Source organism: Streptomyces sp. 71268 (genome assembly GCF_029392895.1).
Classification (GTDB): domain Bacteria; phylum Actinomycetota; class Actinomycetes; order Streptomycetales; family Streptomycetaceae; genus Streptomyces.
The window spans coordinates 3,945,076-3,968,708 of record NZ_CP114200.1 but is presented as its reverse complement, the minus strand read 5'-3'; the positions used below and the strand labels follow the sequence as shown (position 1 = coordinate 3,968,708).

14 protein-coding genes are annotated in these 23,633 nt (G+C 74.1%); 6 read left to right on the top strand and 8 right to left on the bottom strand.

Translation table 11 applies throughout. The annotated features are described in order from the left end of the window. Positions 1 to 222: 222 nt before the first annotated feature. The 3 genes from OYE22_RS15145 to OYE22_RS15135 all read right to left on the bottom strand — a co-directional run bounded on the left by OYE22_RS15145 (position 223) and on the right by OYE22_RS15135 (position 8,543). Positions 223 to 5,325: a DNA repair ATPase gene (locus OYE22_RS15145; RefSeq protein WP_277320902.1), complete on the bottom strand. Its 5,103-nt coding sequence runs from the start codon at positions 5,323 to 5,325 to the stop codon at positions 223 to 225. Positions 5,326 to 5,620: 295 nt separating this feature from the next. Further along, positions 5,621 to 7,741 (bottom strand): flotillin family protein, encoded by a 2,121-nt coding sequence (locus OYE22_RS15140; protein WP_277320901.1) that lies wholly within the window; start codon positions 7,739 to 7,741, stop codon positions 5,621 to 5,623. A 172-nt stretch (positions 7,742 to 7,913) separates the two neighbouring features. Further along, on the bottom strand, positions 7,914 to 8,543 hold the full coding sequence (locus tag OYE22_RS15135; RefSeq protein ID WP_277320900.1) for a hypothetical protein: 630 nt from the start codon (positions 8,541 to 8,543) through the stop codon (positions 7,914 to 7,916). A gap of 271 nt (positions 8,544 to 8,814) precedes the next feature. Here OYE22_RS15135 and OYE22_RS15130 point away from each other — a divergent pair, with 271 nt between their 5' ends. Continuing rightward, the gene (locus OYE22_RS15130; protein WP_277320899.1) at positions 8,815 to 9,930 is read left to right on the top strand and encodes a helix-turn-helix domain-containing protein; all 1,116 of its coding nucleotides are present in this window, start codon (positions 8,815 to 8,817) and stop codon (positions 9,928 to 9,930) included. A gap of 286 nt (positions 9,931 to 10,216) precedes the next feature. Continuing rightward, positions 10,217 to 10,792, top strand: coding sequence for a TerD family protein (locus OYE22_RS15125; RefSeq protein WP_277320898.1), 576 nt, complete (start codon positions 10,217 to 10,219; stop codon positions 10,790 to 10,792). 149 nt (positions 10,793 to 10,941) lie between these two features. Here the strand turns inward: OYE22_RS15125 and OYE22_RS15120 are convergent, their stop codons facing one another. Further along, positions 10,942 to 11,949 carry a M56 family metallopeptidase gene (locus OYE22_RS15120; RefSeq protein WP_277320897.1) on the bottom strand — a complete coding sequence of 336 codons (1,008 nt, stop codon included), beginning with the start codon at positions 11,947 to 11,949 and terminating at the stop codon, positions 10,942 to 10,944. 3 nt (positions 11,950 to 11,952) lie between these two features. Then, positions 11,953 to 12,420: a BlaI/MecI/CopY family transcriptional regulator gene (locus OYE22_RS15115; RefSeq protein ID WP_277320896.1), complete on the bottom strand. Its 468-nt coding sequence runs from the start codon at positions 12,418 to 12,420 to the stop codon at positions 11,953 to 11,955. Between the two features lie 314 nt (positions 12,421 to 12,734). Between OYE22_RS15115 and OYE22_RS15110 the strand changes: the two genes are divergently transcribed. The 3 genes from OYE22_RS15110 to OYE22_RS15100 are packed head-to-tail and all read left to right on the top strand — an operon-like array spanning position 12,735 to position 16,170. After that, the gene (locus OYE22_RS15110; protein ID WP_277320895.1) at positions 12,735 to 13,487 is read left to right on the top strand and encodes a hypothetical protein; all 753 of its coding nucleotides are present in this window, start codon (positions 12,735 to 12,737) and stop codon (positions 13,485 to 13,487) included. Further along, positions 13,484 to 14,821, top strand: a complete 1,338-nt coding sequence (locus OYE22_RS15105; protein ID WP_277320894.1) for a hypothetical protein — start codon at positions 13,484 to 13,486, stop codon at positions 14,819 to 14,821. The genes OYE22_RS15110 and OYE22_RS15105 overlap by 4 nt, the downstream gene beginning before the upstream one ends. Continuing rightward, on the top strand, positions 14,818 to 16,170 hold the full coding sequence (locus tag OYE22_RS15100) for a hypothetical protein (RefSeq protein ID WP_277320893.1): 1,353 nt from the start codon (positions 14,818 to 14,820) through the stop codon (positions 16,168 to 16,170). The genes OYE22_RS15105 and OYE22_RS15100 overlap by 4 nt, the downstream gene beginning before the upstream one ends. A gap of 69 nt (positions 16,171 to 16,239) precedes the next feature. Here OYE22_RS15100 and OYE22_RS15095 read toward each other — a convergent pair whose 3' ends face one another. The 3 genes from OYE22_RS15095 to OYE22_RS15085 all read right to left on the bottom strand — a co-directional run bounded on the left by OYE22_RS15095 (position 16,240) and on the right by OYE22_RS15085 (position 20,504). Then, positions 16,240 to 17,922: a DUF4157 domain-containing protein gene (locus OYE22_RS15095; protein ID WP_348652215.1), complete on the bottom strand. Its 1,683-nt coding sequence runs from the start codon at positions 17,920 to 17,922 to the stop codon at positions 16,240 to 16,242. A gap of 336 nt (positions 17,923 to 18,258) precedes the next feature. Then, a complete protein-coding gene (locus OYE22_RS15090) occupies positions 18,259 to 19,218 on the bottom strand; it encodes a nucleotidyl transferase AbiEii/AbiGii toxin family protein (protein ID WP_277320892.1) in 960 nt (319 codons plus the stop codon). Positions 19,219 to 19,268: 50 nt separating this feature from the next. Continuing rightward, on the bottom strand, positions 19,269 to 20,504 hold the full coding sequence (locus OYE22_RS15085) for a hypothetical protein (protein WP_277320891.1): 1,236 nt from the start codon (positions 20,502 to 20,504) through the stop codon (positions 19,269 to 19,271). 81 nt (positions 20,505 to 20,585) lie between these two features. Between OYE22_RS15085 and OYE22_RS15080 the strand changes: the two genes are divergently transcribed. Then, positions 20,586 to 23,531: a CRISPR-associated endonuclease Cas3'' gene (locus OYE22_RS15080; protein WP_277320890.1), complete on the top strand. Its 2,946-nt coding sequence runs from the start codon at positions 20,586 to 20,588 to the stop codon at positions 23,529 to 23,531. Positions 23,532 to 23,633 lie beyond the last annotated feature (102 nt).

Sequence of the window (23,633 nt, the reverse complement as noted above, 5' to 3'; positions counted from 1 at the left end):
CAATTGACCTGCGACGCTACCGGGGCCCTACCCTGTTTTTTGCAACTTCCTGCGATCCCGACATCTCGCACATCCGGCACCTATCGCACGCCAACCTTGCCGCCTTCGGTCCTCGGCCCAGGCTATCGGCCACCCAGCACAACCCGTACCCGGCACGGAACCCTCGCCCCCCTGCTGGCCAACCAGCAACGAACCGTCACGGCAGCGAGGTCACCCCACCCCTCACTCTCCACCCCCGTCCCCACTCTCCCCGCCCCCACCCCGCGCCACATGCCGCCCCGTCGGCTGGCTCAGCAGGTGCCGAGGGTCCGTGGCCCGCGTGATGGCAGCCTCCACCGCCGCGATCCGGTCGGCCAGCACCCCCAGCACCGCCACCGCCTCACCCAACCCCGCCCCCGACGCACCCACACCCACCGGCGCACCTCCACCCTCACCCACATCAGCAACCGCGTCTTCGCCCCCACCCGCACCACCACAAAGCTCCTTCCACCGCACCGCCTGCTCCTCCGTCAACGTCCCCCGCAACACACCCAACTTCAGCAGGTTGGCCTCCGCCGCGGCGCCCAGTGTCTGGGCCTCGTTGCGGTAGTGGTCGTCGATGAGGGCGGACAGTTCGGCCGCGTTCATGGCGGGGCTGATGCGGGACGCGATCTGGTTCATGTCGCGGTACGAGCCCTGAAGGGCGAACGGGGGTTCCGTGCGGGTCTCGTCCGACTGGGCGGCCGACGCGATGTACGCCGCGTTCACCGCGAGCACCGTCTCCCGGGCCGCGAGCACGTGTCGGAGTACGGACAGCACGCGATCCAGCTCGGCCGGTGCGTACGGGTGGGCCAGACGGTCGCGCTGGGCCGTGGGGTCGTCCGACGCGAGGCGTACGAGCAGGTCGAGGTCGGCGCGGTCGCGGGTGGCCAGGGGGGCCAGGGTCGGGTTCGAGGTCAGCGCGTTCTCCACGAAGCTGGCCGCGAACGCCTCCTCCCTGCCGGTCAGGACATCACCGAGGTTCCACACGTCGGCCCGGTTGGCAAGCATGTCCGGGACGCGGAAGCGGCGGCCGGACTCCGTGTACGGGTTGCCCGCCATGCACACGGCGAAGCGCTTGCCGCGCAGGTCGTACGTGTGGGCCTCGCCATCACGCACGCCCTCCATGCGCCGCGTCGCGTCGCACAGCGGGATGAACTTCTGCAACAGCTCCGGCGACGTGTGCTGGATGTCGTCCAGGTAGAGCAGCACGTTGTTGCCGGCCGCCAACGCGAAGTTGATCTTCTCTACCTCGCGGCGCGCGGTCGCGTTGGGTGCCTCGGCCGGGTCGAGCGAGGTCACGCCGTGGCCCAGCGCCGGCCCGTTGACCTTGACCAGCAGCATCCCGATCCGCTCCGCCACGTACTCCACCAGCGTCGTCTTGCCGTACCCGGGCGGCGAGACGAGCAGCAGCAACCCGTTGCTGTCCGTCCGCTTCGCATCGCCCGTGGCGCCGATCTGGCGGGCCAGGTTGTCGCCGATGAGTGGCAGGTACACCTCGTCCACGAGGCGGTTGCGTACGAAGGACGCCATGACCCGCGGCCGGTACTCCGCGATCCGCAGCCGCGCCCGCTCCGCCGCGATCAGCTCGGCGCGCTGTCGCTGGTACGCGCGGAACCCGGGTACCACCCGGGCGGCGAAGTCGGACGTACGGGCGTGGAACTCGTCGATCCGTAGCTCCAACGCCCGCCCGCCGATCCGCGGGTGCGTGCCGAGCAACCCTTCCACCCGCCCCGTCAACTCCGCCTCCACCGTCCGTCGGTCGAGGCTCGGGCAGATCTCGATGGCCACCGCCTCGGCCAGGTCACCGTCTCCGACCTGGTCCCGGCCGCCGGCCGCCGCGTACGCCGTGAGCCAGCCGTGGACCAGACGGTACGCCGCCGCCGGGTCGCCGGCGGAGAGTTGGGCCCGCACGTCGGCCCCGTACGGGGCAACGCCTCTGTCCGCGCTCACCGCGCGACCGAACGCGGCCAGCAGCTCCCGCGCGGCCGGGCCGGTGACGAACGCACCGCCGCGCGCCAACTCCTCCACCAGGTACGCCGCCGCCAGGCCCGCCGAGTCCCCGGCCGTGCTGTCGATCCCACCGGCCTCCGACGCGCGGTCGGCGTCGGACGTGTTCAGCGTGAAGCCGGCGATGGGCGCGGCGAGTTCGGCCCGCAGTGCCCCCAGGCCCGGCGCCGAGCCGAACGCGGCGCGGGCGCGCGCCAGCGACACCGCCTCGCGGGTCCAGGACGCGCGGGTGGCCTCGGTCGTGCCGTGGGCCCAGAACAGGGCGGCTCGCGCGCGGGCGTGCGCCGGGTAGCGGAGCAGTTCGGCGCCCTCGTGCAGGCGGAGCACGGCGGTCAGGATCGCCGCCGCGTCGCGGTCGTGCACCCCGCGCTCGTACCCCTCGTCGTACGCCTCCTCCGCGGCCCGCCGCACCAGTTCCGCCAACTCTTCCTGGCTGGCGGCGGACAGCGCCGGCGCGCCGTGCTCGGCGAGCAGGCGGGCCGCCAAGTGCTCGGCCCGGTAGACCTCGGGGGACTCCGACGGCAGGGTCTGCCGCCAGTAGGCGCGAGTGGCGGCGAAGGCGGGGTCGGTGACGGGGGAGCGATAGTCCGTGCCGGTCAGCGCGAGCACCATGGCGCGCCCGTCCGCGTCTGGCAGGAGCGTCAGCTCGGGCGTCTGGGTGGTGACGGCGAACCGGTGCTCGCCGAGCCTGATCGTCTCGCCGCCGTCCGCGTACAGCTCCGTACGGTCCCGCAGCGCGCGTAGCGCGTCCTCCCGGGCCGCAGCCAGCCGACCCGCCAACTCTTCGGCGCGTACGCCCTCGCCGAGTGCGCGCAGTTGGTCGGCGGTCCGCAGGACCTTCACCACCAGGGCGTCCGAGGCGAAGAAGGTGGCCACCGCTTCCCGGTCGGGCAGCGCCCCGGCGCGGCGGGTCAGGGTCTCCAGGACGCGCGCGGCCGAGTCCGCCAGCGCCGCCGCGCGCCGGGCCGCCGCGTCCTCCAGCGCCTGCCGGCGCGCCGCGAACGCGTCGCTGACCTCGGTGCGCCGGGCGTCGATCTCGGCGCGGAACTCCTCGTGGTCGGCGAACCGGGCCTCCAGGTCTTTGAGCCGTAGCAGCAGCGCGGCGAGTTGGGCGTCGCACTCCCGTGGCTCGTCGCAGGCGGCGAGCGCGCCCGTGACGGACTGGCCGAGCAGCGCGAACTCCGCCGCGAACTCCGCGCGCCCCTCCCGGTCGGCCAGCTCCCGGCGGCGGGCGTCCAGCGTCGCCCTGGCGCGGTTCAGACCGCCGGTGACCTCGGCGATCCGCTCCAGGATGGCGGTCCGTACGGTCGCGTCGCCGATGTCGAGCCGGGCGATGACCTCGGTCACCTCGCGCAGCCCGGCCGACCGCTCCGCGATCCGCTCGGCCAGCGGGTCGGCCGCCGCGACGGTGTCGATCGCCTCGGCCGCGGCGGTCAACTCTTCCGCCTGCGCGCGGTAGCCGGCGAACGCGTCGGCGCGGTGGAGGAAGGCGACGGCCCGGCGGGCGGTGCCGGCGATGTCGGACTCGACATCGTCGGCGAGCGTGTCGATGCGCGCGACGTCGGCGTACCGCATCTCCTTCAGCGTCACCAGCCGGCCCTGCGCCTGGCGCAGCTCGCCGATCCGCGCCACCCACTCCTCGGCGGTGGCCGGCGCCTCGCCGCGTACCCGGCGCACCAGCCGGGCGATGTGCGCCGCGCGGTCGGCGAGCGCGTCCGTGGCCCGCCGCGTCAGGTCCTGGACGGTCGCGAATTCCGCGAGCACCTGCTCGCCCGTCTCCCGCACCTCGACCAGCGGGCCGCGCAGGTCACCGACCTCCGCGTCACCGAGCCAGTGGAAGCGGTCAGCGGCCCGCGCACAGGCGGCCACCAGCGACCGGTACCGCTCCGCCGTCGGCTCCGTGTCGGCCACCTGCCGCGCGATGGACAGGCACTCCGCGATGCCCCGCACCAGGTCCGCGTTGCCGATCCGGGCCAGCGGCCCGGCGCCGGCGGCGGAGCCCGCGGCGTACGTGTCGGAGACGTACGGGGTGCGCCAGAGCTGCACAGGGTGCACGCGCGCGGGCTCGCCCGGTCCGTCGTCGGCGGCGGACGCGCCGGCGCGCAGCGCGACGAGGGTGCCGTCCTCGAAGAGCGCGTAGCCGAGGCAGGGCAGCGGCGTCGCGATCTCTTCACGGATGGTGTTGTACGAGAGGAGTAGCGTGCGCCCGGTGGCCCGGGCGCGGAAGGCGTACAGCACGTCCTCGCCGTTGGGCGAGCGCACCGCGTGCGTGAACGCGAGGCCGTCGGTGTCCGCGTCGAAGGTCTTCACAGCGCCGGTGGCCAGGCAGTATCCGCCGGGGAACACGATGCCCTGGTCATCGGGGAGGCGCTGGCAGGACTGGCCGATGCCGTCGAGCCGGGCCACGGCCTGCGTGACGGTGTGGAAGACCAGGTACCGCCAACCCTCCTCCTTGTACGGGCGGATTCGTAGCAGAACCAGCGGTCCCACTCGCGCGTACGCCACGTCCGCGTCGGCCAACGACTGGAGTGGCTCGTCCACCGGCTCGCGGTAGACGCCGTCGCCGCGCTCGGTGGTGTTCTCGGTCTTGACGGTCAGCGCCCCACCGACGGTCGCGACGTAGACCGTGCCACCGTCGACGGCGATGTGCGGGAACCGGCCGAGCACGTGGTCCTCGCGGGTGGTCGCCGTCCACGTGACGTCGTGCGGGGCGGGCAGGGTGTGGTCGCGCTCGCCACGCGCGTCCAGGAACCGGGCCGGACCGCCGTCGGCCGTGGGCAGCGCCCAGCGCAGCACGCGCAGGTCGTCCGCCTTCTCGCCGGTCTGGAAGACGGCCAGCAACTTGCCGTCGGTAAGGCTCAGTTGGAGCAGTCGTGCGGCCCGGTAGTAGCGGTAGAGTGCGTCGAACTCGTGGACGAAGGCCGGGTCGTCGAGCAGCCCGGGCACGGCGCCCGGGGGCAGCGGGTTCAGCTCGCGGTCGTAGAGCGCGAACACGTCGCCGACGGCCGTGGCACCGGACTCGGGCCCCGCGCTGGTGTTGTAGCCGAACAGCAGCGACTCGCCGACGGCCACGACATCACGCGGCACGCTCGCGCGCTCGGTGCGCACCGGCTCGGTCCCGGTCAGCGTCAGCTCGGTCGAGCCGAACGCGGCGGTACGGGACGCGTTGAGCGCCTCGGCACGCCGGGCCAGCTCGGTCGCCCGCGCCCCGAGCCGGCCGCGCAGCACCTCGTACGTGCCGGCGTCGAGCCCGTTCCCCGCCTCGGCGCCCGTCCCACTGCCCCTCTCGCCGGCCATACCGCTCCCCGTCCCGCTCCCCGTCCCGGTCTCCATCTGGCTTTACTCCCTGCTGCGGCTGGTGGCGCGGTTGGCGGATTGGCGGGTTGGTGGGTCGGTGGAGGAGATGGGTCGGTGGAGGGGGTGGGTGGCGTACGAGCACGAGTAGGTCCACCCGTACGCGTACGTCCACCCGTACGAGTTCGTCCATGGGCCCGGGCCCGGGCGCGTGTCCGGAGCTGCCGCCCCCCGCGCGGCAGCTCCGGGCACCTCGACCGTCCCCCTCCGTACGGTCGGCTCGGTGGGCCGGCTCGGCTCAGGCCAGCGGCCCGCCGTTGACCGAGGCGGCGGCCGGGCCGGTGCGCGGGTCCGCTGGCGGGTTCGTACCGGCCGCCGGCCCGGCCACCCCGCCGCGCCCGACCAGCTCGGCCACCGGCATGTCGGCGAGCCCCAACTGGCGTGCCGACGCCAGCAGTTGGTCGAGCTGGCCGGAACCCGACGGCATCAGCTTCATCAGCAGCGCCGAAACGGTCAGATTCTGCACGTCAGCGGTCGTCGTCGAGCCGAGCACCTTGGTCAGGTCGTCGGTGAACGACGCCGAACCGTCCAGCCAGGGGCCGGCCAGGGTCTGGGCGGTCCGCGAGTGCTGGACGAAGCCGTCCACGCTCTTGCCCAGCGAGATCGCGCCGACCAGCCGGTCGAAGAACGCGCTCTCGCCTCCCACGATGCTGATGTCCGCGCTCTCCAGGCCCGTCGCGATGACCGTGGCCTGCGCCTCGGCCACCTGCCGCTGCGCCTCGATGCCGGCCAGCCGCACGTCCTTGTCGGCCTCCACGCGCAGCCGGAACTCCTCGTGCGCCCGGGACGCCTCGTCCAGCGCGGCCATCGCCGCCGCCTTCTCGGTCAGCCCCGCCGCCTCGGCCTTCAGCTTCTCGCCGATGGCCGCCGCGTCGGCGAGCGCCTGCTCCCGGGTGCCCTCGGCCTCGGCCCGCAGCCGGGCCGCCGTGGCCTGCGCCTCGGCGCGGCCGGCCTTCTCGATGACCTCCGACTCCTTGTCCCGTACCTGCACCGCCGCCAGGCCCTCGGCCGCCGCCTCGGCCTGGACGCCCTCGGCGAGCCGGATCTTGGCCCGCGCGTCCATGTCGGCGGTCTTGGTACGGGCCTCGGCCAGGGTCAGTTCCTCGGCGGCCCGGTGGACCGCCGCCTGCTCGGCCGCCTCCGCCGCCTTGATGTCCTTGACCAACTGCTCCTGCGCCACCGCCTCGGCCGCGATGACCAGGGCCTGCCGCTCCCGCTCGGCCTCCTCGACCGCGCGCAGCCGCTTGATCGACTCCTCCTGCTCGGCGACCGTACGGTCCACCGCGATCCGCTCCCGCACCACCTCGGCGATCTCCCGGCGCTCGGCCTCGACCTCCTTCTGGGCCGAGATCCGGGTCAGCTCGGTCTCCCGGTCCCGGGCGATGACCTCAAGCAGCCGATCCTTCTCGATCCGCTCGTTCTCGATGGCGATGACCCGCTCGCGGTTCTTCTGCGCCACCGCGACCTCGCGCGCCTGGTTCTCGCGCTGGATGCCGAGCTGCTCCTCGGTCTTGAGGAACGCCGCCTGCGCGCGCAGCCGCTCCTCCTCCACCACCCGCGCCGTCTCGGCCTCCTCGCGCGCCCGTACGGTGTCGACCTCCCGCCTCTGCTTGATCTCCGCGTCCGCCTGGCGCCGCTCCAGCTCCAGGATGGCTTCGCGGGCGTCCACGTTCTGGCGGGTGATCTCCTTCTCCTCGTGGCGCTGGTACTCGTTGGTGCGCACGTGCTCGACGGCCGTCAGCTCGGTGATCTTGCGGATGCCCTGGGCGTCCAGGATGTTGTGGGCGTCGAGCTGGTTCAGCGGCGTCTGCTCCAGGTGGTCGATCGCCGCGTCCTCCAGGCTGTAGCCGTTCAGGTCGGTGCCGATGACCTCGATGATCCGGTCCCGCAGCTCCTCGCGCTTGGTGTACAGGTCGGTGAAGTCGAGCTGCTTGCCGACCGTCTTGAGCGCCTCGGAGAACTTGGCGTTGAACAGCTCCTGCAACGTGGCCTTGTCGCTCGCGCGGGCCGTGCCGATCGCCTGGGCGACCTTGATGACGTCCTCGACGGTCTTGTTGACGCGTACGAAGAACGAGATGCGGATGTCGGCGCGGATGTTGTCGCGGCAGATCAGCCCGTCGCGCCCGGTGCGCGAGATCTCGATGGTCTTCACCGAGATGTCCATCACCTCGGCCTTGTGCAGCACCGGCAGCACGACCTGCCCGGTGAAGGTGACGTCCACCTTGCGCATCCTGGAGACGATCAGCGCCTTGCCCTGCTCGACCTTGCGGAAGAGCCGACTGATCACGAACAGCAGGGTCAGGGTGATGAGCAGGACGACGGCGATGAGCACGCCGATGCCCAGGGAGATGGCATCCATGAGAGTCCCCGTAAGTAGAGATGGAACGGGCGAACGTCGGGCCACGGCACGCGCGCGACGGCGCGGTGCGGTGCGGTGCGTGTGAGAGGTGGGATGTGAGAGGGGGAGCGGCGCGGGTCGGGCGTACGGGGCGGGCGGTCCCGCCGTACGAAAGACGGAGTGGCGGCGTGGGTCAGCCGCGCGGGTCGAGGGCCGCGTCGAAGGGGGCGACCCAGAAGAACTCGCCCGACTCCTCGTACGCGTACAGCAACCCCGTACTGCCGAGTCCGAGCCCGAGCCCCTTCCCTGCGGCCCGGGCCTCGCCCGCGACCTGGCGGACCTGGACCAGCGCCGTGGAGCCGTCGCGGGCCGTGACCTCGGCCTGACCGAACCCCGCGTCCACCCGGCCGGTACGGATGGTGCAGGTCAGCCCGATGAAGTCCTGCCGGGACGGCGCGGGTTCGTCGGGGAACAGGCGCGCCAGCGGGCGCACCAGGCGGCGGGTGACCCACCAGGAGCCGAACACCGAGGCGCCGAGCAGCGTGGCTTCGAGGGACAGCAGGGGCGCGCCGGGCAGGCCCGTGTCCGCGAGCGCCACCGACCCGGCGAAGCTGAGGAACCAACCGAAGACGACGAAGAGCGAGGCGGAGACCGCCACCGGCACCCCGCCCAGGTGCAGCGCGTCGGCGTTCACGTCCGCGTCGAAGGTGTCGTGCTCGGCGGCGCCGAACAGGACCAGCAGCCAGAAGCCGACGACGACCATCAGGGCGGCGCTGAACACCACCGTGGGGAGCCCGGCGGCCACACTCAGGAATTCGGCCATGGTCATTGCCCCCTCAGCGCGTCGCCCGCCCACGACCGCGGTTTCCCGTGTCCCACCGCGCGGGACACTCACTTCCGGCCACCGGCATCGAAGCGAGCCGGCCGCCCTGGTGACGCCATCCTGGCAGCGCGATCGGCGTTCCCGCACTGCCGGCCGCCGGCAATCTTTACGCCGCCTTAATGCCGCCCGCCGCCCCCGCCGTGCCGCGTGCCACCCTTGATCCCCGCACGTCGGCCAGGCGGCAACGACGCGCGGAACGACCGGAGGGACCATGGCGGAGCTGGACATATCCGAGGGCTACGAGGGCTACGAGGGCTACGAGGGTTACCAGGAATACGGGGAATACGGGGACTACCTGGCCGGCTACGCCGACATCCTCACGGGCGCCTGCGCCACGGGCCGGCGGCTGGTCCGCGACGAGTTGGAGGCCCTGCGCGGTCGCGGCGAACGCGCCGCCGAGGCCGGCATCGGCCTGCGCACCCTGATCCACGCCCACCTGGTCACGGCCCAGGCCGTCCGCCCCCAGTTGCGCGGCCCGGCCGCCGACCACCTGCTGGCCGCCATCACCCAGGCCGTGGACGCGTTCGCCGAGGGGTACGAGCGGGCCCAGCGGCTCGCCGTCCGCCAGGAGGAGGCCGCGCGCCGCGAGTTCATCGACGACCTGCTCTACGGCCGCAGCGACCTGGGCCGCCTCGCCGAACGCGCCGAACGCTTCGGCCTGATCCTGGCCCACGCGCACGCGGTCGCGGTGGCCCAGGGCGCCGAACCGTACGACGACGGCTACCCGGTCACCCGGCGGGTCGAGTCGTCGCTGCTGACCCGCTTCGGCGACCGGCGCATCCTGCTCACCACCAAGGACGGCCGGCTGATCTGCATCGCGCCGGGCGACGAGTCCGACGTGCTCCGCTACTTCGCGAAGCAGGCATACGCGGCGACGGACGGCGGCCAAGTCGCCATCGGCCGCGCCCACCCGGGCGTGGGCGGCGTCGTCCACTCCTACGAGGAGGCCCTCAACACCCTCGACCTGGCCGCCCGCATGCACCTGGACGACCCGGTCCTGCACGCCGCCGACCTGCTCGTCTACCCGGTCCTCACCCGCGACCGGCAGGCCATGGCCGACCTCGTACGCACCGTCCTCGGCCCCCTCCAGCAGGCCCGTGGCGGCGCCCAGCCCCTCATCGACACCCTGACCGCCTACTTCGACACCGGCTGCGTCGCCGCCGAGGCCGCCCGCCGCCTGTCCCTCAGCGTCCGCGCCATGACCTACCGCCTGGACCGCATCCACAAACTCACCGGCTCCGACCCCGGCGACCCGGTCCACCGCTACACCCTTCAGACCGCGGTCATCGGGGCCCGGTTGCTGGGGTGGCCGGAGGAGGGGGTGTAGGGGTGGGGGTGTGAGTAGTTCGCGGGCGGGCCCGTGCGACCCCGCACGCGCGGGGACGACCAACCCTCGTCCGTCAACAGCGCGGTGTAGACCGAACCAACCCCGCGGTCGCGGAGGCCCACTCGGTGGGGGCCGGTCCCGCCCGCGCGGAACGCCGTGGCGTACCTGGTGCGACGCTACCGCGCCCCAGGGCCCGGGGCCCGCGTCGATCGCCGGTCGATAGTTTCTACAGTGCTGTAGATTTGCGGCAGCAGCCAACGCAGGCGCGACAGGGGAAGGGCACAACATGGGTGTATCGCTGGCCAAGGGTGGCAACGTCTCGCTGAGCAAGGAGGCGCCGGGGCTGACCGCCGTGGTCGTCGGGCTCGGGTGGGACGTGCGGACGACGACCGGGACCGACTACGACCTGGACGCCAGCGCCCTGCTGTGCGACGACTCCGGGAAGGTCGCGTCCGACCGGCACTTCGTCTTCTACAACAACCTGACCAGCCCGGACGGTTCCGTCGAGCACACCGGCGACAACCTCACCGGCGAGGGCGACGGGGACGACGAGGCGGTCAAGGTCAACCTGGCCGGCGTGCCCGCCGAGATCACGAAGATCGTCTTCCCGGTGTCGATCCACGACGCGGCGGCCCGTGGCCAGAGCTTCGGCCAGGTGCGCAACGCCTTCATCCGCGTCGTCAACCAGGCCGACGGCGTGGAGCTGGCCCGCTACGACCTGACCGAGGACGCCTCGACCGAGACCGCCATGGTCTTCGGTGAGCTGTACCGGCACGGCGCCGAGTGGAAGTTCCGCGCGGTGGGCCAGGGTTACGCGTCCGGCCTGGCCGGCATCGCGGCCGACTTCGGCGTCAACGTCTGATCGCGCGGGGCGCGCCCAGCGTCCCGCCCCCGGGGCCGCGCACTCCGTAGCGAGTCGCCGGCCCCGCCTCGTACGGGGCTGCCCGGACCCGCCCCCTGGCCGGGCAGCCCTCCTCTACGACGTGGTCCGCCGGCGCCTCGCGGCCGGGCCTACAGCGGCGTGGCCGCCTTGAGCACCACGAACAGCGCCACCGCCGCGTTCAGCGACGACAGCGCCGAGGCCGCGGTGCCGGCCGCGGCGATGAGCGCCGCAGCGTACAGCGAGCCGTCGGCGGGCGGCCACAGCCGGGCCGGTGGGACGGGTCCGAGCAGCGCGGCGATCCGTCGCGGCACCGGGCCGACAGCCGCGAACCCCGCGATGCCGGGCGCCGGCGAGGGCCCGGAGATCAGCGCCGCCTTGCCCACGGCCGTGGCGACCACGCGCCGGCTGCCCACCTCGCGCGCCGCCTCCTCGTCGGCCCAGCGCTCCGCGCTGAAGGCCACCGCCGTCCACAGCGGGCGCAGGAACGGGTTGGCGCTCGCGGTCAACCGCGAGGCCAGCAGGTAGCGGTGGTGCCGCCCGGCCAGGTGGGCCTGCTCGTGGGCGACCAGCGCCCGCCGCTCCGGGGCGCCGAGCCCGGCCAACATGGCGTCCGAGACGACGACGCGCCCGGAGCCCGCCCGACCCGGCAGGGCGTACGCGTACGGCACCTCGTCGGGCAGGACGGTCAGCGCGGGTGGCGCGGGCGGCTCCGTAGACGTGGCCCTGATCGCGGAAGTCGTGGTGGGTGCTGGCGTCGGGGCCGGCTCGGCGGGCAGGTCGCCGAGCGCGCGCCAGGCGCCGTTGCGTACCCGGTAGTGCCGCCACAGCGTGTGCCCGCAGGCCGTGGCGACCAGGGCCAGCACGCCGATGGCGGCGAACCCCACGTTCTCGTCGTACGGGACCGCCGCCCGCACCTCGGGCGCCGCCCAGCCGTCGGGCAGCGGGTTGCCGGGCAGTTGCGCGGTGCCTACCACGCCGAGCAGGGCCAGGCACAGCGTGCTGCACACGGCGAGTATGGCCCCGACGGCGGTCAGCAGGACGGTCGCGGTGCGCGGGTGCAGCCGCCGCTCGGCCAGCCGCGACATCGGCCACGCCGTGAGCGGCAGCACGAGCGGGAGGACGACGAAGACTCCCACCGGTCACGGCTCCCGTTCGCGATCGAGGGGTACGGGGGCGTCGCCGGGCTCCGCCCGCGCCTCCGCCTCCGAGGGCGCGTCGTGCAGCAGCTCGCGCACCAGCCGCTCGTCGTCGGCCGAGAGGCCCGAGACGAAACTGGCGAGCACCGCGTCCCGGTCGCTGTGCCCGTCGAGCACGCGCCGCATCCGCTGCGCCGCGAGCCCCGCCTCGTCGGCCGTGGGGGCCCACCGGAAGGACCGGCCCGCGCGGTGCCGGGTCACGCTGTGCTTGCCGTGCAGCCGGGTCAGGATCGTCACGACCGTGGTGTACGCCAGGTCGCCACCCAGCTCCTGTTGCACCCGCGCCGCGGTGACCGGCTCACCGGCCCCCTGCAACACCCGCATCACCAGCGCCTCCAACTCGCCCTGGCCACGCCGGCGCCCCCGCTGCGGCGAAGGCCGGGTCGCGTCCTCGCCCTTGTCGTCACCCACAGGTCCCGCTCCTTCCCGCGCGCCGTCCTCGATCGCCGGAGCCACGCCCCACCGCCCGGGCGCACGCCCGGCGGCGCCCGCGCCCGGAGGGACCCGCGCGCCGTCCCGACCGATCCGGGAGAGCGTAACGGGCGGCGGGGTGGGGCGGGGCGCTGTGGGTGCGATGGGCGGCGTGACACCCGCTGGCCGGGCCGCGTTCGCCACCGTGGCCGGGATGTGCCGGACGGCCGGCGACGAGGCGCGCCGGTTGGCTACGCTCGGCGCGCGGGGGCCGGGCGCCGCAAGTGCGGCGATGCCGTGGGGAGGGGCTTGCGGTGAGCGTGACGGGTGAGGAGATCGTCCGGGCGAGGCCGGGCGAACACGGAGTGGTCGACCAGTCCGGCGGTCGGGGCGGCCCGACCGGTACGCCGGCTCCCGTCACGACCGAACTCGCGCGGGCCGCGCTCACCGCGGCGTTGCTCGGCCGCTTCGACGGACCGCTTCGGCCGCCCGCCGCCCGCACACCCATCGCCCACCCGAACGGCTTCGTCAAGCTGCCCCTGGCCCAGCTCCGCGCGGACGGCCGTCGGCTGTTCCTGCACGTGTGGCGGGCCGGTGGCCAGGACGCGCAGATCCACGACCACCGCTGGCACTTCGCCGCCACGGTGCTGACCGGCGAGTTGTACAACACCGTCGTCGAGGCCACCCCCGAGGAGGCGCCTCGGGCCCCGGCCGGCGCGCCCGACCCGGACCCGGACGCGTACCACGTCGTGCGCTACCGGCCCCAGGACGGCGGCTTCCACTTCGACACCAGCGACGCCTACCGGGTCCGGGTGACCGGGACCCGCACCCACACGGTGTCCGCCGGCGGCCGGTACGGCATGTCGGCGTACACCCTGCACCGCGCGGGCGCCGCGCCCGGCACGCTGACGCTCGTCGCCAGGGGGCGGCCGGTGCGCGGTGACAACCGGGTGCTGGTGCGCGGCCCGGTGACCGGCGGGTTCCGGCGCTGGCGGTACGTGGACGCCGACGCCGGCGCTGACGAGCGGGGCCGGTACCTGCGCGCGGCCCTGGAGGTCCTCTCGTGAGCGGCGCCGCGCCCGACAGCGGGAGCGCGCGGGACCCGGGCGCCCTGGTGCGGCGGGACACCGTGTTGATCGTGGCGGTACAGATCGACGCGCCGCCGCCGGCGCCCTTCGCGGCCGGGCCGCTGGTGCGGCGCTGGCAGCGCGCCGACGGGAACGACGTGTACTCCACCGCCACCCGGCGCGCCGAGTACACCAGTCAGCGACTGGCGCCGCTGTTGTGGGAGACGGCGGTGCGTTGGCACACGGACGAGCGGCTCGACCCCGACGCCGCCCCGCACGGGTTCGAGCTGACCGCCGTCGAGCTGATCCGGCTCAACGACACGGTCCTCGGCATGTTCCGACGGATGGGGGCGAGTCCCGAGGCCAACGGCGTTGCCCTGCTGCACGGGCACCTGCCGGCGCTGCCACCGGAGCAGATGCCCACGGCGTTGCGGCACTGCGCGGACGTCGACGCACACCACGCGGGCGGGGCGTATCGCGACTGGGCCGCTCGGCAGCTTCCCCCCGGCTGCCGTCTCTCCGCCACCGAACGCGAGGCCCTCTACTGCACCTTCATCACCGCCCGGGACGACCTGCCACGGCTCAACCAGGGTGAGCGAAACGCCAGTTGGTCCGCGGTCGACCAGTGGCTGTGGCAGATGTACCACGCGTCGGACTTCGAGCCGGGAGAGGAGGCACCGGACGAACTGGCCTCCCTGCGTTTCCGGCTGCGCAACAACGTGCGCGGCGTGCTCGGCCTGCGCGGCCTGGTGCTGGTCGGCACCAAACCCGACCCCGGGCGCGAGGTATCGGACAACTACTACAACGGCACCACGCACCACCTGATCAGCCTGTACGCCGACGCCCTCGCGCTGGCCCGGCTGCACCAGGTCGTGCTGACCGCGTTCGGCACCGAGGTGGCCCGCATCGCCGAGGGCGAGCCGAAGCGTCGCGAGGTGGGCCAACTGGAGCGCGACCTGCTGGTCTTCCGCCGCGGCTACTGGAGCCCGGACTTCGGCCGACAGGACACCGTGGACGCCGTGACCCGCACCTGGCAGCGCGCCGCGGGCCTGCCGGAAACGCTCCAGTCCCTCAAGGACGACCTTGGCGAGTTCTCCCGCCAGGTGCAGGCGGAGGAGACGGAGATGAGCAACGCCATACTCGGGCTGCTCGCCGCCATCGGCCTGCCGTTCGGCGTGGGCCTCGCCATCTGGCAGGGGCTGTCGAGTTCGAGCCTGACCGGGCTCGGTTGGTCCCTGGGTGGCATCGGCGTGGCCATCGTGCTGCTCCTGGTGATCTTCCCCGGACTGCGCCGGCTCCTGCTCGAACTCTGGCGCGATCGGAGGCGCGAATGACCCCCGCGTACCGCTGGCCGCCCCGACACGCCCCCGGCTTCCCGCCCGACTGCCCCGACGCGGGCGACGCGCTCGCGCGGTTCGCCGCCGGCGGTGACCGGGCGGCGACGCTGGTCGTCGTCACCAGCGGGCTGCGGGCCCGCGTGGAGGACAGCGGCGACCACGAGGCGGGGCTCGACCGGGTGCGCCGCAGCCTGGCGGCCGTCGGCCGCGCGGCTGGCGAGGGGTGGTGGCCCGGGTACTACGGCAAGGATCTGGTCCTCGTACGGGCGGCGACCGACGGCCCCGACGAGCCACCGCCCGCACCACTGGCCGCGGGCGACAGCGGGGTCCGGCACGGCTGGGCCTGGGACCGTGTGCCGCTGGCCGGAGACGCGGGCGAACGGCGCACCGCCCTGTTGCGAGCCTGCTACGCCGTCGCCATGGCCGCCCGACTGCGCCGGGACCGGCCGGGGCTGCCCCAGCGCAGGGCGGCCGACGCGCTCGCCCGGGTTCCGGAGCTGCTGTCGGTCCGGGCCACCGCCTCCCTCCTCGCCGGCGTGCTCGTACGCCCGCTGGACGGATGCCCCGCGCGGCCGGGCGTGGCCGACGGGGAGGACCCACGGCTGCCCGGGGTGGCGTCGGCGGACGGCCTGCCGGCCCTCGCGGCGACGCGGCCCACCGGCGGCCTGTACGCGGTCACCGACGTGCACGACATCGAGTGGGGCACCCGCTCCCGCGCGGGCGACGGCGCCCGCCTCACCCAGGGCAACGCCCGCGAGCTGCTGCCCCTGGCCGAGGCGTGGCACGCGGCGCCGCTGCCGGTCGCCGAGTTGGTACGCCGCGCCTACCCGCTGCGGGCCCGGCGCGAGGCGCTGCTGGCTGGCCATCTGCGCGCCCTCAGCGACGGCGTCGCGGGCGCGGGCCGGCTGTACGCGACCCTCGGCGACGGCCTGTCGGGCGTGGTGAACGACGCGGAGGCGCTGCGCACGGCCGTGGCCGGGGCCAACCGGTGGAGCGAGGGGCAGATGCACAGCGGCGCCGGGGCCGCGCCGCTGGACGGACCAGACCTGGACGCCGCCCGCCGGCGCGCGCACTTCAGCCTGCACGTGACCAAGACCCTCAAGGGGACGGGGCATGCGCAACGCGTCCTGCACGTGTACGGACAGCCGTTGGGCGCCGACGCCGCCGAGGCGGCCGTCGCGTTCCTGGCCGACCTCGACGCGGCGGGCCCGGGCGCGCCCGGCACCCACCACCTGGCCCACGCCCTGCGCTGGCGGGACGACTGGCGGCGACACCTGCCGCCACGGCGATTCGCCTGCCTGGAACGGCTGTTGCCCGCGACGGGGCGCACGCTGCCCGCCGGCTGAGCGTCCCGTCAAGGCGCGGGGCCGTGAGGCCCGGCTCTCAGGGGCTCGCGAAAGCCCCGTTGCCCGACGTCACGCGCCGGTGGGACGAGGCCCGGTCCACAGGAAGTCGATGGCCTGACGCACGACGTCGAAGCTGGGGTTGTTGGACGGGTCGAAGACGGCATCGAACACGGCATCGCCCACCACGACGGCTTGCTGGTTCCCGGCTGAAGGGGAGGCGTCCTGTGAGGCGTCCGTCTCCAGGTGCCGGATCACCTCGTTCCAGACGTAATACTTCACATCGTCCACGTCCTGGTCGGTGGGCGGATTTCCCTGGATACCGCGGAGACGGTGGAGGACGAGTGTCGTCGCTTGCTGGGCCATGGGTGTCTTGGGCGTGGAGTTCGACAGTTCCTTCTCCCAGATAGCCAGCCGTTCAGGGGTGAGGTCCGTGAGCTTTCCCTGCAGCGTCCGGCTGAGTTGGTTGATCTCCGAGTTCTCCTTGCCAGACCCCACCCACAGGTTCTTCACGGAGCTGTTCATCACGTATGCCGCTCGCAGCAGGACTTCGGCTTCTGCTCGCTGCTCGTGTTGGGGTACGTCTGGAGGTGCCTGGCCGAAACTGGCGGCCGGCATGTTGCCGATCGCCTTGTCCGACTCGCTCGTCAGGTCCGCGGCCACCTGACTCGTATCGAGCTTCGCCGTGAGGTAATCGATCAGAGGTGACGGGTGTGTGGCATAGGCGCGGTTCAGCAGCGAACTGATGTTGTGCCACGCGATGATGTGGCGCCGGTGCATCCCCGGTCTGATCGGCAGTGCCAGCGTGGTCGCCTTGGCGAAGTTCGGGCGGCCGGTGATCTCGCTACCCTTCATCGACAGGGTGTTGAAGCCGCCGATTCCGGGCGGGGAATCCGCGTCTTCCTGGACCAGCACGTACTCCACGATCCGTGCCGGCAGTCCCTGGCCGGGTGTGTGCTGTGGGTTCGCGATGGAGTGCGCCGTCAGCATCTGCTGGGCCTGGGCCAAGAGGTCACCTCTGGCGTCTGCCGTGAAACCTGACGGCAGCTCGCCCGCCAAGCTGGCGAAGGCCACGTCGTAGTCGGGGTGCCAGCGTTCCAACACTTCGCCCTGCCGCTTGATCCCTTCGATGATGGTGCTGGCATCCACGCCGGTCGTGGTCGCCCCGGCGCCTGGCCCCGCCATGCGTTGCACGAGGCGCGCGCCGGCGTTCTGCCTGTGCCGATGGCCGGCGAGCGTGTGACCGTGGTCCGGTGAGGTCGCGGCGGATGTCGGTGGAACGGCGAGGCTCATCACCCTCTTGGCGTTGCGCTCCGCCTCGCGCTCGTAGCGGTCGGAGGGGTCGGAGACGCGTAGGCCCTCACTGTTCTGGACGCCGGAGACCGGCCCCTGGCGTTGCTGGATGACGTGCGTGAGTTCATGGGCGAGCGTGTGCTTGTCGGCGCCGCCCGCTCCGATCACCACGTGGCTGCCGGAGGTGTAGGCGCGTGCGGAGATCTCGTCGGCCGAGCGTTCGGCGCGGGGGCCAGTGTGCACGCGCACGTCGGAGAAGTCCGAGCCGAGCCGCTGCTCCATTTCGCTCCGCAGCCCGGCAGGGAGCGGATGGCCGGGTGAACGGAGCACCTCGGTGACCGCAGTGCGTCCCGCCACGGTGGTCTCCCGGCCGGTCTGTCGCTGGGCTACCTCGGGCGCGTCCGCGCGCTGGGCCCGCGCCAGCATGCGGGTCACCGTGGCGTTGCCCGCGGTGCGCTGCACGGATCGGAGCGCCGAGGGCGGGACTACGCCGCGCCGGAGTGCACTGGTGCGGGACACCGACGGAGCCTGGCGGGTAGTCCGGGCCCGGGAAGCCTCGGGTGAGCCGCCGGCGGCATGGGTGTGCACGGGAGTGCTCCCTTCGCGTGGTTCGACAGGTGAGCTCCTGCTCATGTCCGCTCCGCACAGGTAACCAACGGCTCCGGTGTGTGCGGTAGAGGCGGAGACGCACGGTCGGCTGCCCTTTCGGTGCACCGTCGGGCGGCGACGAACCATCGCACCCAGGGTGGACGTGCTCTCATCCACTCCTGGGACGTACCGTGCCCGGCCGTCGCGTGGTCAGGCGCCGATACGCGGATGTCCACCCCCCACCCCCCACTCCCACGCGTCAGGCGACCACACCCGCGCCGGCCCGCACGCCGTGGCGCCCGCCGGCCCGCACACCGTGGCACCCGCCGGCCCGTACGGCTCCGCCGGCACCTCAAGCACCGGCTCCCAGAACCCCGCGAGCCGGGCCGCCGCCTCCGGCAGCCGGCCGAAGGGCCAGCCGGCGTGGAAGGTGGCCGCGTCCCAGAAGTCCAGCCACTCCAGGGGCGGCGGAGGCAGCGTGGTCGGCCAGTCGCGGCCCATGGCGGCGAACTCGACGGCCACGTCGCGGCGCAACTCGTCCAACACCAGCTTCGGGGCGCGGAGGCTGGTGGCGGCGATGAGGAAGTCGGCGAGGTCGGCCCAGCGGGTGTTGATCTTCCCGGCCTCGCGCCGCCGCGCATACCGCAGCAGCTTCTGCGCCAGGCACCGGCTGAGCGTCGCAGCGGGAACGGTGACCGGTCCCGTGTCGGCGGGGAAGGCCAGCGGGGCGGTACGCGCGTCCCGCGCCGCCCTGTTCTCCGGCACGAGGAGGACGTTCAACAGGACACGGTCGTCGCCACGTTCGTGCCGTACCCCTACCAGCGCCCGGTGCACCGCCGCGCGCCCCGGCGAGCTGAAGACCACCGGCTCCGTTCGGAGTAGCCGTACGCGCGCGCCATCCGGCCCCGGCGGCAGTCCCGCCCCGCGCAGCAGCTCGCGTCCGATCCCGGCCGGTACGGCGAGGTCCACGTCACCCGGCATGCGCGCCGTCGGCCCGAGCCAGCCGAGGAGTGCCGTCGAGCCCTTGAGGTGCCAGTTCACGCCCCGTAACGCGCGATCGAAAGCCGCCAACGCCAGGCCCATCGACCGCAGTTGGTGCCGATCGACCGTGGGCAGGCCCGCCCAGTCCGCCGCTGTCCACGTTCCTCGTACGCCGTCCGCCCCCGCCACGTGTACCGCCCCCTTCGCCGCGTCTGCCGTGTGCACGAGCCCCGTGGGCGTCAGAGCAGGGTAGCCACCGATGGCTGTGACGCCCCGGCGTGGCCGCCGTCGGCCACCCACGCGCGAAGGCGCGGCGTCGGCTCGGGCGCCAGGTGTGCGCGGCGGTCCACCACGGCCACCCGGGTCGCCAGCTCCCGTAGCGCGGCGGGCGAGCCGTCGTCCCCGGCCATCGCCAGCACCGCACCAGGCACGAGCGCGGCCAACTCCGCGTGGCGCCCGGTCAGCGCCAGCAGCCGCGCCGCCGCGAACGGGTCCCGCTCGGCACCGCCGAGCAGTTCGGCCACCACCGCCCGCCCGTGCGCCGACCGCGCCGCCCCGTCCAGGTACCGCACGGCACGCGGCAGCAGCGCCGGCCAACGCCGTACCACCGAGGGCACCTCGGCGGAGATCCGCGCGTCCGGAGCGAGGCGCGGCAGCGCGTACCGCAGCGCGCGCAGATCGCCCCCGGCCACACCCGCCCGCCACACCCGCGCCGGCTCACCCGCGACGTCCCGCGCCGGCCCTGCGAGCACCGTCGCGGCCGGGCGCAGGCCGCTCTTGTCGGCCGACAGCGTGAGCCCGAGAGTGGCCAGCCCGTCCCGTACGGCGGCGCGCACCCGATCCGCCTCGTCCGCGTCCCGTACGAAGACGTGCCAGTCATCGGCCCAGCGCAGCCACCGCCCCGGAACCAGTCGCCCGAGCACCGCGTCGACTGGGGCCAGGGCCGCGCTGCCGAGGCGGTTGGCCCAGTGGTGGCTGGAGAGCAGGCAGTGCCCGGCCTCGGCGGTCAAGCGCCCGAGGAGGGTGCCGAGTTCCTCCGTCATCCAGGTCGCGTCGAGGAGCGTGGGCAATGGCAGCGAGCGGCCGAACCGGTGCACGTCCAGGCTCAGCACCAGGGGAAGGTCGCCCCGCTCGGCGAGTGCGCGCATGCGCGCCCCACGGGCCCCGAAGGCGGTGCGGTAGTCCCAGGTCAGCGCGCGGTAGCTGAACACCTCGGCGGCCGGTTCGTAGCCGCGCAGGGCGCGTTCGACCGTACGGTGCAGATGGGCGCGGACCGCGACCGGTACGACGGGCACGGCCTCGGTACGGCGGGACAGCGGCACGCGTAGCCAGCCGACGTCCAGCGCGGCCGGCGGCGGAACCCGCCCGCGCGCCAGGTCCCGCAGCACGTCGGCCGCGCCGAGCGCGTCGGGTATCCACTCCGTCAACAGGTCGTGGCCGAAACTCGCGCGCAGGGCCGGGGCGTCGTCCGTCACGGCGGCATGATGCCACCGGGCGGCGGTGGGGCCGTCCCGGCCCGGCCGCCCTGGCCACGGACGACAGCTAGGAGAGCCAGCATGGCCGACGGCCCGCATCGGGGGGCGCGCCGCGACGCGCAGCGCGAGGCGCACGGCAACGCGCGCCGCGACACGCACGGTGACGCGCAGCGCGACGCGTACCGCGACACCTGGGACGCGACCGCCTCGCTGCGCGTCTGCGTGGCCAAGACACCGGACCACGCCGGCGGCACCATGAGCCTGGTAGCCACCCACCTGCTGGACACCGCCGCCGTCGCCGAGTGCCTTTGGGACGGCTTCCTCGGCCCGACCACCCGCCGCCAACTGGACGCGGCGGCCGGCGGCCCCGGCCGGGGCCGCACGCTCCTGGCCTGGATCTGCGGGCTGCACGACATCGGCAAGGTCACCCCGGCCTTCCAGTGCAGGTTCTCCGACTACGCCGCGTCGCTGCGCGCGGCCGGCCTGACCTGGCGCCCGAGCGTCCACCGGTTCCCCTGGCGGCACGGGGCCGCCGGCGGGTTCCTCCTCAAGCCGATGCTGCGCGCCGCCGGCTGGCCGAGGGAGCACATCGCCTGGGTGTGGCCGCTGGTGGCCGGGCACCACGGGTTCCTGCACTCCGCGAACGAACTCGAACCGCCACCCGAGGGCCTCGGCGGGCCCCAGGGTGACGAACGTTGGGAGCGGGCCCGGCTGGCCCACGTCCGCTACGTCACCGAGCAGCTCGGCCTGCCCTCCCTCGCGGACGCCGCCCCCGCGACCGTCCCCTCGCGCGCCCTGCAACTCACGGTGAGTGGCCTGGTCGTGATGGCCGACTGGATCGCCAGCGGCGGGCGCGCGTTCGTCGGCATCGACGACTTCGCCAAGGTGAGCATGGCCGGCGCGCGCGAGCGGGCCGCCGCGGCCTGGTCGCGGATCGGCCTACGCGGCGGCTGGGGCGCGCTCCCCACCCCACCGCCCGACGCCTTCGAGCGCCGTTTCCAGCACCCGCCCCGCCCGATGCAGAGGCTGGCCATGGAGACCGCGCGGGACATGGCGGCCCCCGGGTTGCTCGTCATCGAGGGCCCCACGGGCGAGGGCAAGACGTGGGCGGGGTTGATGGCGACGGAGATCCTGGCGGCGAAGTTCGGCGCCGACGGCGTCTTCGTCGGCATGCCGCAGTGGTCGGCCAACGACCCGACCTTCGCCCGGGTACGCGAGTGGGTCGGCCGCATCGACCCCGAGCTGGCGCCCCACGTGGCGCTCCTGCACGGCCAGCGCAACCTCATGCCGGAGTGGAGCGCCCTGATCGGCGCCTCCGCCGAGCGCCAACGGGACGCGGTGGGGACGTGCGACGAGGACAGCGACGCGCCCCCGCAGACGGGGCCGGGGCAGACACCGGCCGAGTGGTTCTTCGAGTACGAACGCGGTCTGTGGTGCCCGTTCGTGGTGAGCCCGACCGACACACTGCTGCGCGCGATGACGCGCACCAAGTTCGCCATGCTGCGGATGCCGGGCCTGCTCAGCAAGGTCATCCTCCTCGACGAGGTGCACGCCGCCGACGTCAGCGGCTCGCTCTTCCTCCTGGAGGGCCTGCGCTGGTTCGGCGAGGCCGGTATGCCGGTGGTGCTGCTCTCGGCGACGCTGCCCGCGGCCCAGCGCCAGGCCCTGGCCGACGCGTACCTGGCCGGCGCCGCGCGACGGGAGGAGTACGGCCACCCCGAGCTGGTCCACCCGGACCGGCAGCCCGCCGTCACCGCCGTATGGCACACCCCGCACGGCCCACGAAGCCTGACCCGTACGACGACCCCGCGCCGCCCGTCCGCCCCGCTGGCGGTCGAGCTGATGCCGGAGACCGTCCCGGGAGCGGGCACGGAGGCCGCCGCGCACGCCGCCGCCGACGCGGCCGTGGCCGACCGACTGGGAGACGAACTCGCGGACGGCGGCTGCGCGCTGGTCATCCGTACCACGGCGGACCGGGCCCAGTCTCTGTGCACCGAGGTACGCCGCCGCCTCCCGGACACCCCCGTCGTCCTGCTGCACGAGCAACTGACCGCCGCCCAGCTCGCACACCGCATGGCGGAGTGCCTGCGCGTGCTGCGGCCCGCACGGGCCGGCGAGTCCGCACCGCCGTCCCGCCCCGAGCGCCTGATCGTGATCGCGTCCCCGGTGGCCGAGCAGTCCTGCGACCTCGACGCGGACCTGCTCATCACCGACCTCGCCCCGCTGGACCTCCTGCTCCAGCGCATCGGCCGGGTGCATCGCGGGGACGGCACGCCCCGCCCGGCCCGACTCCGCACGCCCCGTGTGATCGTGACCGGGTACGCCGAGGGGGACGCCACCCGGCCCGAGGCAGCGCCGCCCCGCTTCCCGGCCGCCGCCGAGGAACGGTACGGGCGCCACGCCCTGCTGCTCGCGACCGCCCAGGTCCTGCGCGCCGCAGGGCCGGGCCGCCCGTGGTCCTACCCCGTGGACGCGCCGGCCCTCGTGGCGACCGGATACGGGGCGGGCGCCGACGCGGTCCCGGCGGCCTGGCGGGACGAGTGGGAGGCGGCTCGCGTCACCTGGGAGAAGACCTTGCGCGCCCGGTTGGACAAGGCGGGGAACCACCTGCTGACCCGGCAGGGCGAGCGGGAGGCCGTGACCCTTGAGGGGGCACACCACCTCGCGCACCGGCACCTCAACGGAGCCGACGGGCTCGACGACCTGGTCCGCGACCACACGAACCGGCGAGCCGCCCTGCTGGTAGCCGACGGCACGGGCCACCGAACGGTGTCCGGTACGGCGCTGCCGGCCGGCAAGCCCACCACCGCGACCTGCGACGCGGTGATCGCCGACACGGTGAGCCTGCCTCCGACGTGCCACGCCGAGGAGTACAAGGCTCTGTCACCGCTGAGCAGTTGGGAGAAGTCGTCCCTCCAACACACCCGGACCCTCGTCCTCTCGCCAGACGGAACGGCGGTCCTGGCCGGCCGACGGCTGCGCTACGACGAGGTGTTGGGGCTCGTGGACGAGGGGCCCGCCGGGTGACCGGCGGGGCGGAGTAGGGCGACAGCCGGCACGGCGCCGCCCGGCGCGCACGGGTCGCGCACGCGCCGGACGTGCCCGAACGCCCCCGCACGGACGCGGGGC

What these genes read in the sequence shown, in the direction of transcription:
- OYE22_RS15080 (WP_277320890.1), top strand. Translation starts at nt 20,586, where the DNA reads ATGGCCGACGGCCCGCATCGGGGGGCGCGCCGCGACGCGCAGCGCGAG.
- OYE22_RS15130 (WP_277320899.1), top strand. Translation starts at nt 8,815, where the DNA reads ATGGCGGAGCTGGACATATCCGAGGGCTACGAGGGCTACGAGGGCTAC.
- OYE22_RS15145 (WP_277320902.1), bottom strand. Translation starts at nt 5,325, where the DNA reads ATGGCCGGCGAGAGGGGCAGTGGGACGGGCGCCGAGGCGGGGAACGGG.
- OYE22_RS15135 (WP_277320900.1), bottom strand. Translation starts at nt 8,543, where the DNA reads ATGGCCGAATTCCTGAGTGTGGCCGCCGGGCTCCCCACGGTGGTGTTC.
- OYE22_RS15125 (WP_277320898.1), top strand. Translation starts at nt 10,217, where the DNA reads ATGGGTGTATCGCTGGCCAAGGGTGGCAACGTCTCGCTGAGCAAGGAG.
- OYE22_RS15100 (WP_277320893.1), top strand. Translation starts at nt 14,818, where the DNA reads ATGACCCCCGCGTACCGCTGGCCGCCCCGACACGCCCCCGGCTTCCCG.
- OYE22_RS15140 (WP_277320901.1), bottom strand. Translation starts at nt 7,741, where the DNA reads ATGGATGCCATCTCCCTGGGCATCGGCGTGCTCATCGCCGTCGTCCTG.